11 protein-coding genes are annotated in these 13,711 nt (G+C 44.6%); all 11 read right to left on the bottom strand.

Features of this window, described 5'->3' with window-relative positions; all coding sequences use genetic code 11:
• Window positions 1-18: 18 nt before the first annotated feature.
• A complete protein-coding gene (flaG, locus tag QWZ07_RS09665; RefSeq protein WP_017104818.1) occupies window positions 19-444 on the bottom strand; it encodes a flagellar protein FlaG in 426 nt (141 codons plus the stop codon).
• A gap of 81 nt (window positions 445-525) precedes the next feature.
• Entirely contained in the window at window positions 526-1,656 is a 1,131-nt protein-coding gene (locus QWZ07_RS09660; protein WP_017104817.1) for a flagellin, read from the bottom strand.
• A 764-nt stretch (window positions 1,657-2,420) separates the two neighbouring features.
• The gene (locus tag QWZ07_RS09655; RefSeq protein ID WP_004736189.1) at window positions 2,421-3,554 is read right to left on the bottom strand and encodes a flagellin; all 1,134 of its coding nucleotides are present in this window, start codon (window positions 3,552-3,554) and stop codon (window positions 2,421-2,423) included.
• A gap of 700 nt (window positions 3,555-4,254) precedes the next feature.
• Window positions 4,255-5,391, bottom strand: coding sequence for a flagellin (locus QWZ07_RS09650; protein ID WP_004736187.1), 1,137 nt, complete (start codon window positions 5,389-5,391; stop codon window positions 4,255-4,257).
• A gap of 423 nt (window positions 5,392-5,814) precedes the next feature.
• Window positions 5,815-7,005, bottom strand: a complete 1,191-nt coding sequence (gene flgL / locus QWZ07_RS09645; protein ID WP_004736186.1) for a flagellar hook-associated protein FlgL — start codon at window positions 7,003-7,005, stop codon at window positions 5,815-5,817.
• Window positions 7,006-7,014: 9 nt separating this feature from the next.
• Window positions 7,015-8,895: a flagellar hook-associated protein FlgK gene (gene flgK / locus QWZ07_RS09640; RefSeq protein ID WP_192853195.1), complete on the bottom strand. Its 1,881-nt coding sequence runs from the start codon at window positions 8,893-8,895 to the stop codon at window positions 7,015-7,017.
• 209 nt (window positions 8,896-9,104) lie between these two features.
• The gene (gene flgJ, locus QWZ07_RS09635; RefSeq protein ID WP_054542507.1) at window positions 9,105-10,022 is read right to left on the bottom strand and encodes a flagellar assembly peptidoglycan hydrolase FlgJ; all 918 of its coding nucleotides are present in this window, start codon (window positions 10,020-10,022) and stop codon (window positions 9,105-9,107) included.
• A 10-nt stretch (window positions 10,023-10,032) separates the two neighbouring features.
• Complete coding sequence (locus QWZ07_RS09630) at window positions 10,033-11,124, bottom strand: flagellar basal body P-ring protein FlgI (protein WP_017106350.1); 1,092 nt, start codon at window positions 11,122-11,124, stop codon at window positions 10,033-10,035.
• A 93-nt stretch (window positions 11,125-11,217) separates the two neighbouring features.
• A complete protein-coding gene (flgH, locus tag QWZ07_RS09625) occupies window positions 11,218-11,994 on the bottom strand; it encodes a flagellar basal body L-ring protein FlgH (RefSeq protein ID WP_017106349.1) in 777 nt (258 codons plus the stop codon).
• Window positions 11,995-12,107: 113 nt separating this feature from the next.
• Window positions 12,108-12,896: a flagellar basal-body rod protein FlgG gene (flgG, locus tag QWZ07_RS09620; RefSeq protein ID WP_004736180.1), complete on the bottom strand. Its 789-nt coding sequence runs from the start codon at window positions 12,894-12,896 to the stop codon at window positions 12,108-12,110.
• Between the two features lie 21 nt (window positions 12,897-12,917).
• Window positions 12,918-13,667, bottom strand: a complete 750-nt coding sequence (locus QWZ07_RS09615) for a flagellar basal body rod protein FlgF (RefSeq protein ID WP_004736179.1) — start codon at window positions 13,665-13,667, stop codon at window positions 12,918-12,920.
• Window positions 13,668-13,711: the final 44 nt, after the last annotated feature.

Raw genomic sequence — 13,711 nt, 5'->3', positions numbered from 1 at the left:
TCACCTCAATAATACGACTTAAACCTTCACCTCAAATATTCGACTATTTGAGTTTTGGGCTGCTAGGCGTCTTAGAATTTCAAGCATTTCTTCATCGGGAATCTGGCGAATAATATCTCCAGTCGTGGTCTCATAAATCGTGACCACATCTCTCCCCGATTCTTCGTCGACTTTAAAGGCAACACCTTTATTGAGAGAAGAGATAAACTCGTTTACCTTCTCTACCATCTTGACTCGCTCTTCATCATTTAACTCTTGTCTATGTTGAGCCAATTGAATCGCCGCTTCAGTAGCTTCCTCTTTCGATTTCTCTACTTTGCCATAAGATGTTGCTTCTTTCAGTCGTGAAGTACTCGACGCACTACTACCTTCATCGCTTGCAAATTTAATGCCATTAGGTGAGCCATAAGGCTGGATGTTCGATGTGTTGGATGATATTTCCATAACAGTCTCCCTCCCTCCTTTGTGAGCCATACAGTAAAACTCTACCCAAAGTAGAGTTTACCGCTACTTACCGAAGTAAGTTTAGCCCAATAAGCTTAGAGCTGCTGATGGTGATTGTTTTGCTTGAGCTAGGATAGAAGTACTCGCCTGTTGTAGGATTTGAGACTTCGTCATTGCTGTTGTTTCTTTCGCGTAATCAGTATCTTTGATACGGCTCTTAGATGCATTAACGTTTTCGTTGATGTTATCTAAGTTGCTGATTGCGTGGTCAAAACGGTTTTGGAAAGCACCAAGAGAAGCACGGTTACTATCAACAGATTTTAGTGCGCCATCAATGATAGACACCGCTTCGTTTGCACCAGCAACTGAAGTTACGTCGATATCGTTAACAGTCACGTCTTTAGCTGCACCAATACCAAGTTCACCAGCAAGGCTACCGCCGAACTCAACATCACCATCAACTTTTTGGCTTGAAGCGAAAAGTTGCAGTTTGCCGCCTTCGCCTACAGACGCTTTAACGTCTTGGCTTTGACCGTTGATGTAAGTTGCTAGCTCTTCCATATCGTTGCCTTCCTTCGCAGAAATAGACAACTCTTGTGCTTCACCAAACTTATCGTTGTATTTGATCGTTAGGTCAGAGCCCGCAGCCACACGCCATGAAGCATCTTTACCTTCAGTAACACCGTAGCTTTTGCCACCCATGTCTTGAGTGTCGGTACGCATGTTGTTCATCGTTAGCATTACTGCTTCACCAGAATCAGCACCGATTTGGAAAGATTGGCTACCGTAAGTACCGTTAAGAAGCTTGTTACCACCAAAAGAGGTCGTTTCAGCGATACGGTTAAGTTCTGTGTTTAGAGCAGAGACTTCTTCTTGGATAGCAACACGTTCAGATTTGCTGTTTGAACCATTTGAAGATTGAAGAGAAAGGTCACGCATACGTTGCAGAATGTTGGTTGACTCATTCATTGCACCTTCAGCTGTCTGTGCAATAGAGATACCGTCATTCGCGTTTTTCACAGCCATATCTAGGCCACGGCTTTGCGACGTTAAGCGGTTAGAGATTTGTAGGCCTGCAGCATCATCTTTTGCGCTATTGATTTTATAGCCAGAAGACAAACGCTCCATTGATTTTTGAGTACCTTCAGCCGCGCTATTTAGGTAGCGCTGAGCCGTCATTGCAGACACATTAGTGCTTACATTAATCGCCATAGTTGATCTCCTTTAGGCATTTTTTAATGTACTTATGTGACTCTCACCTCACACAAATACATGTCAATTTTGTTTATGCACCAGTGTCTCTCTCACCTTACATTGGTACATATCATTTCTCTCAATCCCTTTAACGGCCCCTTAAGTAGAAGCTTTAATAAAAAATGTGCTTTTTTTCGTATTCTTTTCAACAACAAAGAAAAGTGTGATCGGGATTCAATTAATAGAGCGACATTCGCTAAAGCTTCCATTCAACTTGGATTAATGAGCGTGGTGTTGAATATAAAAACCACAAAAGGTCCCTGATATCTCGTTCTACTCGATTCTGCGATGACGGCAGATGTCCCATTAATTTATGAACCACTCGTCATTGGTCACTGTGATAAGTGAGATATTGAACAACGCTTCTATTAACACAACAGATTCCTGATACCTCGTTCTACTCGGTTCTGGAATGACGACAAATACCTTTGTTCAAACTGAAACATTATGCACTCAGGCCAACAGTACTCATCTCGCGATGCTGTGAAGTCATCATCACTCTATCCCCGTCATTCCCTACAGCGAGTGACGAGCGTGATAGGGAATCTCGCTTTTACTCCTGTTCACCGACAGCGCACTTTTCCCAAATAACAGGCAATAAAAAACCCAGCCGAAGCTGGGTCTGTTTAGCGCTCATCTCTCACCACGAGCTAATTTGTGGAAGCCTTACGTTAACGCCTATGATGATCAACAACATATAGTCAACGTGGCATTTCAATCGATTAACCTAGTAGGCTAAGTGCCGAGTTCGGTGCTTGCTTCGCTTGAGCAAGAATCGAGCTTGAAGCTTGAGAAAGGATCTGAGACTTAGTCATCTGAGTCGTTTCTTTCGCGAAATCGGTATCTTTAATACGGCTCTTAGATGCGTTAACGTTCTCGTTAATGTTGTCTAAGTTGCTGATAGCGTGGTCGAAACGGTTTTGGAAAGCACCCAGTTCAGCACGGTGGCTGTCTACGTACTTAAGTGCCGCATCGATGACTGCTACAGATTCTTGTGCGCCGCCAACTGATGTTACGTCGATAGTATCAACCGTTACATCTTTGCCAGGTTGCATGCCTAGTTCGCCAGCAAGGCTGCCAGAGAATGCCACTTCGCCTTCAACTTTGTTGTTACCAGTAAACATTTGTAGCTTACCGTCTTCAGTTACAGACGCTTTAACAGAGTCTTGTTGACCGTTGATGTAAGTTGCTAGCTCTTCGATGTCGTCGCCCGCTTTCGCAGACACATCGATTTCTTGTGCTTGGCCGAAGTTATCAGTGAACGACATTTTTAGGTCGTTTGCGCCAGCTTGAACGTTCCAGTCTTTATCTTTCGCGTTCTCAGTTTGGTAGCTCTTACCACCCATCTGAGCGTTATCAGAGCGCATGTCTTTCAGTTGAAGCATTACCGCTTCACCGTTATCCGCACCGATTTGGAATGATTTAGTACCGTGAGTTCCGTTAAGCAGCTTGTTGCCACCAAAAGACGTGGTTTCCGCAATACGGTTCAGTTCGTCGTTCAGTGCTGTTACTTCTTCTTGAATCGCTACACGCTCAGATTTTGAGTTTGAGCCGTTTGAAGATTGTAGAGACAAATCACGCATACGTTGCAGGATGTTGGTTGTCTCGTTCATTGCACCTTCAGCAGTTTGTGCAATAGAGATACCGTCGTTCGCGTTACGAACAGCAACATCAAGGCCGCGGCTCTGAACATTCAAACGGTTAGAGATTTGTAGGCCCGCAGCGTCATCTTTCGCGCTGTTGATTTTAGAACCTGAAGCTAGGCGCTCCATTGATGTTTGTTGTGCGCTGTTTGCGTTGTTTAGGTAACGTTGCGCAGTCATCGCTGAAACGTTTGTATTTACATTCACTGCCATGGTGATTTCTCCAATTGATTTTCCGGTATAGCGGTTTCCGACGTCTCGGAAAACCAAGTAGTTCTCTCAAAGTTACTTTTAATAACGGCTCAAAATCCCGAAGCTTTAGAAAAACTTTTAAAAAACCAAAAATAAAATATTAACTAGTTATTTATCAGGAACTTACAACTACCACCTTTCTAAGGAAGCTATTGAATTTAATGGGCTAAAGATCCTGACTTGTTCAAAAAACACGCTAACTGTCGTTCAAATTGGTCAAAGCTCAGAAATGATCAATCACCAAAGATCGCAGATGGGCTTAAAAACTGTGCAATTTATCTAGCCAAGGAAAGCATTTGTAACGAATAAAATGGGTTGAATTGAAACTGAAGGATCAGAAATCTAAAGTTAGAAGCCAGCGGGAAACGCAAAAGACAGGAAAACAAAAAGATAGAAATAAGAAAGATAGGAAACAGAGAAATAAAAAACAGAAAGGAAAAAGCCCCTTTTCCTTTGAGAGAACCGGGGCTAGTTGGCAGGTCAGAGCCTGTGTGGAGATCATCGAGAAATGAACACATTTCTGACTCGCCGTTGCATTCTTACCGTAAAAATGAATAGCAGGTGAGAGATGAGAGAGCTAAACACTCATAGTAAGTATGCTTGCCAGTTTCCCTTGCTGCATGGCTCACGTCTGAACACGAGCAGCAAGTTCAACCAATAACTATTGCAATAGTGTCATTGCAGAGTTAGGCAACTGTTTTGCTTGAGCAAGTATCGAAGTACCTGCTTGTTGCAGAATTTGTGATTTGGTCATTTGCGTCGTCTCTTTCGCAAAGTCCGTATCTTTGATTCGGCTGTTAGAAGCGTCTACGTTCTCTTGAACGTTTGCCAAGTTATTAATACTGTGGCTTAGACGGTTCTGTTTAGCACCCAAATCAGCACGCTGTGAATCTACGTACTTCATTGCAGAATCAATTACGCTGATTGCGTTTTGTGAACCTGCAACGCTAGTCAGGCTGATATCTTGAACCGATGTTGCACGGCCTTCACTCTTAATACCTAGCTCAGATGCTAGGCCACCAGAGATCGACATTGCACCGTCAAGGTCAGGTTCAGCAACGAATAGTTGTATGCGACCATCATCGGTCACCGATGCGTTCACAAGATCCGATTGACCATTAATGTAAGTAGCAAGCTCTTCGATATCATCACCCGCTTTGGTATTGATATCTAAAACGATGTCTTCACCTGCTTTGGTTCTAAATTCAAACTTAAGATCGCTCGCCGTTGGCGGCACTTCCCAGCTTTTATCTTTACCATTTTCAGAATCGAACGTAGTACCGCCCATACGGAAATCATCAGCACGAACACTAGTGAGTCCCATAATCATTGCTTCACCAGAACTAGAACCTATCTGGAAAGATGCTTCACCAAATGAACCATTCAACAGACGACGACCACCAAACGAGGTCGTTTCCGCGATACGGTTTAGCTCATCTTGAAGTGCCGAAGACTCTTCATTAAGCGCTGTACGTTCCGCTGCCGAGTTCGTACCGTTTGATGATTGAATCGCCAGATCACGCATACGTTGTAGTACATTGGTTGATTCGTTCATCGCGCCTTCAGCGGTTTGTGCAATTGAAATACCATCATTGGCATTACGCATTGCCACGTCTAAACCACGTGATTGCGCCGTTAAACGGTTAGAGATTTGCAGACCGGCTGCATCATCTTTCGCGCTGTTGATTTTATGCCCTGATGACAAACGCTCCATAGAAGTCGCTAAATCATTAGACGCTTTATTCAGGTAACGCTGTGCTGTCATAGCAGAAACGTTAGTGCTTACATTAATAGCCATTTTGCTCTCCTTATGAGTTCGCAAACTTTCTGCGAAGCGGCCAGCTTTACTCTCATATGGATAAGCACTGACCGTGTATTACTCGCTAAACCCTATGCAGGGTTTAAGATCTGTATAAATCATTTTATGACCAACACAGATACAAGTTATATGCCAAGTTTAATACTGTTTCGATTAATTTTTAACATATATAAAATCAATCACTTAAATGAAAACTTAACTCGATTTGGTTTAACTAGCTTGGGGAACAAAAAGTACCTTCGTTGACCCATTGCCGCTTTTTGCCGCTATTTTCAAACAGATGACATCCTGTATAAGAAACCGGCAAAGGTTGAAGTGATTCGCTCATACGGCATAGCACATACGGCAAAGAATCTAACTTCAATGGTGAGGGTTAATTCACCACTAAATACAGATTGTTCATTAAATATAATTAAACAAGGTCAGGTCTTTTGTTTTACCAAACGCTTGTTGGGAAGCTTGCAGTGCTCGAGAGTTTTCATTGAACTCAATGATGGCTTTCGAGTAATCCAAGTCTTCAAAGTTGCTTTTTGCTTTGGCTAAAGACAACTTAAAATCTTCATGCTGTTGCTCTTGAATATCCAGCGTACTTAAACGCGCACCAACATCGGTTCTCGCCTTGGTCAAATGGATAAACGCAGCGTGGAACTCTTCGGTTACTTGGTGCAATTTCGCTGTTGCTGATGCATCCGATACCGGGTTTTCAGCCTGCTCAGCAGCTTCTTTGAACGTATCAAAGATAGAGAAAGTCTCTCGCGGTTCTAAGGTGATCGAATCACCTTTAGTGATTTGGCCTTTGATTTGGATATTCAGCCCTTCATAGACAATGCCAGTCGAAGGATCAAAGTCTTCTGCGGCCACCACTGCGCCATCTTTTTCAAGTTGATAAGCATAATTTCCTGTCTGCATATCAACGAACGTCACTTTATACGTTGACCCATCTTCAGCTGAGTTCGTCGCACGTTCCAAAAGTAATTCAGAAGCGGGTTCGAGTTCGTACTGCGGTTCGTAATCACCAAACGGGTTATCTATTTCCATAAATAACTTACTGCCTGGATCATTCATCGCCATCTCGAAGCTACTCGCTACACGCATCTTTCGCTGATAGTCATCGCCCTGATAGCTGACGTTACCTTGGTTATCTCTAAAGAAGGGTTGATTCTTCGGCTTAGTACCCGCAAACGTGTAGTTACCCGACTCATCTTGAGAGTTAGCTAGATGCAGAAAATTATTTGATAGCTCTTGGATCTCGCGTTTCTTCGCTAAACGGTCCTCTGGAGAGAGCGCACCGTTAATCATTTCCATCACGGTTCGTTTTGCTTCATCAGCAAAGCCTTCGGTGTTGGAGACCAATACCTCGTGATGCTCCAGTCGATTACGAACTAAGACAATTGCGTCACTATATTGCTTAAGCTGTTCTGATTGCTGACCAATATTTTGTAAATAGTGGGTCGCAAGAGGATCATCACTTGGCGACTGCAACTTCTTACCGGAAGCAAGTTGTGCTTGGTTGTGATGTATCTTGTTCTCTTGACGACGCAAGTCGTTCTGAACAGATTGGTAGTTGTGGAAGCTAGAAATACGATTCAACATTTATACTTCCTACCTCAGAGCCAAAATAGTATTGAACGTATCATTGGCTGCTTGCATGATGCGTGAAGAAGCCATATACGCTTGCTGAAATTTCATCATATTTGCCGCTTCTTCATCGAGGTTAACCCCCGACACTGAAGCAATACGTTCCTGAGCGGATTCCTTTTCTAAGGTGGCAATGTCGCTTAAGCGATTTGCCGTCGACGCTTTCAGGCCCGTATTGGTATTCAAGTTGTGGTAAAGGTCTAAAATCGTAGACTCACCATCATTCAAGATCTTTCCTGTTTGGAGATCTTGCAGCTTACGCAAGTTACCGTTGTCACCCTCTGATGGGACAAGGTTTGCCGTAAATTTATCGTTTGCCACAGCCCCAGCGGTCAACTCGAAAGTCGTGCCATTAATCGTAACCGGACCTTCAGGTGGGTACGGCTGCGGCTGCATTAAAATATTGCCTTTCGGATCAGTCACGGCAAACTGCTCACCTTTTGGTGAAACAATCACTTCAAACTCACGCAATTGACCGGCCGCTAGGATCTTGAAACCCGCCGAGCCTTTCGCAAACGTGGTCGATGCCTCATAACTTTGTGCGGCAATATCTCTTGGGTCTTTGGTTGCCATCTGAATCTGAGCAGCAAAGTTACGAGTTGGACGCAGTAACAGCTTCTCACCCAATTCAGGTGGGTTTCGAACTTCGACTCGCATACCATCTAGATAAAAAGCATTGCCCGCTGAATTAGTGCTGACTTTGACCGTTTCACCGTCAGGCTTGGTCACGACATAGTCACTACCGTCATATTTAAGACCGTACTCGCCGCCTTTTAAGGCAGAAGTGTCATCAATATAAACGGCAACATCAGCCTTTGATTGGCTGCCAGCCGTCACGCGTGATTTCGCTACACGCTCAGAGTTCACATCGGTGAAGATGTCTTGGCCAACATTGCCATTGAGATCCAAACCTTGTGATTGGAGTGAGTTTACTTTCTCAGAGAAAGCCGTCGCTAAACGTCCAAGTTCGTCCATGATGCCTGGGATATGCTCATCTCGCATATCGAGCATGGCACCGATTTTTCCATCGATATCATTACTGGTAATCGGCTTCAAAGACTTGCCTTCAACTATCGCTAATCGACGCTGATGCGTATCAGGTAAACCGTCAACTAGCTTCAGTTGACTTGCTTCACTACCAGAAACCAAGGTATGACCATTACCAATATGGACGTTAAACCCTTCCGCATTAGAGCGCGGCGTTACCGTCACTTTGGTGTAACCAGATAGCTCATTGATCAGCTTTTCGTGCTGATCGCGTAAATCATTGTGAGGCCCTGGTGTTCGCATCATCAGACGCTGAACATCACGAATCTCAACCGCTATTTGGTTTACACGTTCTATGCCGACTTCTAATTTTTTGTTCGTAGAATCAGACTGTTGACGCACCGTCTCATGAAATTCATTCAAGGTTTTAGTTACAAGCCCTGCTTTCTCTAACACGACTTTACGCGCACCCACATCATTCGGGGTATCGGCGAGAGTCTTAACGGAATCAAACCATTCGTTGAGGTTTTCTGGAATCTTCTTTGAAGCGACCGATGACAACATGCTCGACAACATATCGAGGTTGGCCTCGGTATCGCCTTTATTAGCGGCATTGGTTGTCGATAAGTTAAGTTCTTTAACGGCAAACTGATCCCAAGAGCGGCGAACATTTTCCACATGTACACCCATACCGTAGGTTTGCCCACCGTACTGGCGCGGGTCATTCACACCTTGAATCACAGACTGGCGGCTATAACCCTCTGTGTTGGCGTTAGAAATGTTATGACCTGTGGTGTTTAGCTGTCTCTGAGCCGTAAGAACACTTTGTGCCCCTACATTCAGAAGATCCGACGCCATAATGCCCCCAAAAAACTTAACAAAATCAGAATGAACTGATTAACTACAGGTTTAAAAAGCAATATATGTGCCAATAGAAAGTTCGGAGAGCTAAAAGGCAATAATTTATTGAAGTGTAAGGAGATAACGATGAAAGGAGTGGCAAGTTCGAAAGGGGCGGATAAAAAAAGAGCCTGCCATTAGCAAGCTCTCTATGTTGATTGACGACGCTAGTTCATCTCATCGATCTTGGCTTTAACTCGTAAAACCTTGTCTGCATAGTTAGGGTCGGTTGCGTAACCTGCCTGATGAATGCCTTTGATGAAATTCTCTGAATTGCCTTGATGCTGTAGCGCTGTTTCGTATCTTGGGTTTTCGTTCAAGAACTTCACGTAATCATTAAAGCTATCTTCGAAATTAGAGTAAGAACGGAAAGAGGCTGACTCTTTAACGGCTGTTTTGCCATGAAACTCAAGCGTTTGAGTCGCGACCTTATCGCCCTTCCAACTTCTATCTGCTTTGATGTTGAATAGGTTGTTGCTGTTGCCCAAAGAGTTCTTAATCATCTTAGACCCCCAACCTGTTTCAAGTGCCGCTTGTGCTAATAGCAATGACGAATCAACACCGAGTGCGCTCGCCGCTTTTTCAGCGTAAGGCTTCATTGAGGTCACAAACGATTCTGGAGAATCGAAAGATGCGGGTTGTTTAACAGCGGAAGCAGATTGAACTTCAGATGCTCTCTCTTCGGAACGACCTGAATACTGAGGTCTTTCCAATGAGGTATCAAAGCCTTCACTGCGAACCTTATCTTCTGTCGCATCACTTGCTTGGCCTGCACTTAGCTGAGCAACAATCATATCCGCAAGACCGAGCGAACCTGATGCACTGAGTTCACTCGCCATTTGGTCATCTTGCATCTGGCGATAAAACTGTTCGTTCTGGCTGTTCAACATATCTGACTTAAAGCTTGAGTTCGCATCACGCATCGACTTAAACAACATCGACGTAAAAATCGATTCAAACTGTTTTGCCGCTGCTGTGAGTGCTTCTTTTTCGCTACCTTCTTCACCGTTTACTGCTTGTTGACGAAGACGGTCTAAACTGCCGATGTCGTGAATAAAGCCGATGTCATTGTTATTCTTAATCATGCTTTATTCCTTAGATAATGATCAATTGGCCTTCAATTGCACCCGCTTGTTTCAGTGCTTGAAGGATTGCCATTAAATCAGAAGGCGCTGCGCCCACTTCGTTCACCGCACGAACCAAATCATCCAGCGTTAAGCCTGGTTCAAACTTGAACATCTTGCCATCGGCTTCGGTTACTTCGATATCTGAATCAGGAACCACCACCGTTTGGCCACCAGAGAATGCATTCGGCTGGCTCACGTTGAGGTTTTCTTTGATTGCGACCGTCATACCACCGTGTGTTACCGCAGCCGCTTTTAAGCGAACATGCTTACCAACTACAATCGTACCAGTACGTGAGTTAACAATGATTTTTGCAGAGCCCTCTGCAGGGTCAAATTCGATGTTTTCGATGGCAGAAAGGAAAGCCACACGTTGGCTGATTTCACGTGGTGCGCGAACTTTTACTGAAGTCGCGTCGACCGCTGAAGCCATTTGTGGACCTAGGAAATTATTCACCGCATCAGCCAAACGCTGAGCGGTTGTGAAATCTGATTGGATTAAGTTGAAAGTGATGTAATCGCCACGACCGAATGGGGTTGGGATCTCTTGTTCAACCGTTGCACCACTAGAAATGATGCCGACATTAGGGTTGTTACCGACGATTTTAGAGCCGTCGTTGCCTTGAGCACTAAAGCCACTTACCACCAAGTTACCTTGTGCTACCGCGTACACTTGACCATCTAAACCTTTTAGGAAGGTCTGTAGCAAGGTACCACCACGCAAGCTTTTAGCAGAACCAATAGAAGAAACGGTGACGTCAACTTCCTGACCTTGCTTAGAGAAAGCAGGCAGTTCAGCGGTAACAATAACGGCCGCTACGTTTTTGGTTTTTGGCTTGGTGCCAGGCGGCAATTGAATGCCAAAGTTTTGCAGCATTGCGTTAAATGTTTGATCGGTAAAGGGAGTTGTCTCACCGGTACCCGGCAAGCCTGTGACCAAACCATAGCCTACAAGTTGGTTACTACGAACACCCGCCACTTTTGCCACGTCTTTAATACGCGCAGCATGGGCACTGGTGGCAAGAAATAGCATGCCGAATAGTACGAGTGTCAGTTTTTTCATTGAGTAACCTGTCTGTATTGCTTTAATTTATAATGATTTAGCTTGAAATTAGATAATTCTGGGCGTGTCAGTATGTCGACACTGGATCAAGCTCTACAAAGATACATTAAAGAATCGTGCCAAGAATCCAGGCTCTTGCATATCTTTCTGAACACCAGTACCTGAGTACTGAATTCGCGCGTTAGAAACTCGGTTCGAAGCAATGGTATTCTCGAAATCGATATCGTCAGGGCGGATGGTGCCACTTAGGCGGATATACTCGTCGCCCGTGTTCAGTGTCATCCACTTTTCACCACGAACCACGAGGTTGCCATTGGCTAACACTTCGATCACTTCTACGGTGATGTAGCCGCTGATGCTGTTACTTTGGTTGGCTGAGGTATCACCAGCAAAGGTGTTGGTGTTACTCAGGTCGTAAGAGAAGTTGTACTTGTCTATGGTCAGCTCTTGGCCGCCAACAGCCAATGGTTCCATTGATGCGTCGTTCGACTTAGACATGTCTGCGTTGGCTTTTTTTGTCGCTCGTGTATTTTCATCGAGAGCGACAGTAATGATGTCACCAATACCGCGAGGTTTTGAGTCGTCATACATGCTGCCAATATGGCTCACATTGAACAGCGAGCCTGTCGCTGCGGCATAATGTTCAGGTTTCTTCTTTGGGTTGATTGGTGCCCATGCAGGGTCGCCCGCGATTGGATCAGTTCTGCCACGAAGTGTGTCAATAATACCAGAGCTCTCTTCAGCCGACTTATCACCTTCCACTGCATCAACCACTGTAGTCGCGTTTTCTTGCGCTGGAGTTTCAATGGGATCCAGTACAGAACAACCTGTCATAGACAGAAACAGAGCTAAACAAAAAATACGTTTCATGGCGATATACTCTCAGCAGGCAATGGTAAATAGATCAATGAATAGAAACTCGTCTATCTACTAGAAACCGATCTATTAGTTGTAAATAAGTCAGTAAACGGCAAATAAGCCAATTACAGCTGTTGGTTAACAAAGCTCATCATCTTGTCTACTGACGAGATAACTTTTGAGTTCATTTCGTAAACACGTTGAGCTTCAATCATGTTAACCAGCTCTTCGGTTACGTTTACGTTCGATGTTTCTAGCATCGACTGACGGATGTTACCCAAACCATCAAAGCCCGGAACGCCCTCTTGCGGATCGCCACTTGCGCCCGTTGGTAAGTAAAGGTTTTGACCGACTGGCTCTAAACCACCTGGGTTTACGAAGTCAGTAATGGTGATTTGGCCAACCACGACGTTATTTTGCTCACCACGAAGACGAACCGATACTTCACCATCGTTACCAACCGTCACCGAAATCGCATCTTCAGGAATAACGATTTCTGGTTGCAGAGCATAACCTTGACCCGAAGTTACGATCGCACCGTCACCGTTCAATGTGAACTGACCATTTCGGCTGTAACCTGTTTCACCGTCTGGCATTTCCACTTGGAAGAAGCCATCACCTTCGATCATCATATCTAGGCTGTTCGATGTCGTTTGTGCGTTACCGTGCGTGTGAACTTTTTGAGTTGCCACAACTTTAGAACCAGCACCCAACATCAAACCACTTGGCAGCTCAGTATTCTGAGAAGATTGGCCACCCGGCTGATTGATGTTCTGATAGAACAGATCTTCAAATACCGCACGGCTCTTTTTAAAGCCAATGGTTGAGGCGTTGGCAAGGTTGTTTGAAATTGTTGAGATATTGGTTTGTTGGGCGTCTAAACCTGTTTTACTTACCCATAATGCTGGATGCATAGCAAATTCCTTTAAATTCTATTAGCTCATACGAAGCAGTGAATCAGACGATTTGTCCATTTCCTCTGCTGTGCTCATCATCTTGACCTGCATTTCGAATTGACGTTGTAAGTCAATTAGGCTGGTCATTTCACCGACAGCATTTACGTTACTGCCTTCGATGGCACCTTTTAGCAACGTTACCGCTGCATCTGCTTCGTATGCCTGATCTGGGTTTTTCGAACGGAATAGACCATTCGTGTCTTTAAATAAACTTTGATTATCTGGACGCACAAGTTTGATACGGTCGACAATCGCTAATTCTTCAGCTGGAGCGCCTTGAGGAATCACCGAAATGGTACCGTCTGTGCCGATTTCTACTTTACTGATAGGAATAGGGAGTGTGATGGGTGCGTCGTTCTCACCTAACACCAAATGGCCGCTTGCATTGGTTAGTAAACCGTTTTGGTCAACCTTTAGGTTACCGTTACGTGTTAAGCCTTCACGGCCCGTGTTGTCCATTACCGAAATCCAGCCATCACCTTGTATCGTGACATCGAGATCGCGGCCAGTGGTGACCACACTACCTTGTGCGAAATTATGACCCGGACGTTCTGTCATGCTGAAAACACGAGTAGGCATGCCTTCACCGTACGCTTGCATTGAACGTGCTTGTGCTAAATCAGCACGAAAACCCGTTGTACTTACGTTGGCAAGGTTGTTTGCACGTAGCTGCAAAGCTTGCATATTTTGCTTAGCGCCACTCATGGCAAGAAACAGTGCGCGATCCATAATTTTGCTCCAAAAATCATCTTCTGGGGCTAATAAAGCAAACA

Source organism: Vibrio lentus (genome assembly GCF_030409755.1).
GTDB classification, from domain to species: Bacteria; Pseudomonadota; Gammaproteobacteria; order Enterobacterales; family Vibrionaceae; genus Vibrio; species Vibrio lentus.
This window is presented reverse-complemented; position numbering and strand designations above follow the sequence as displayed.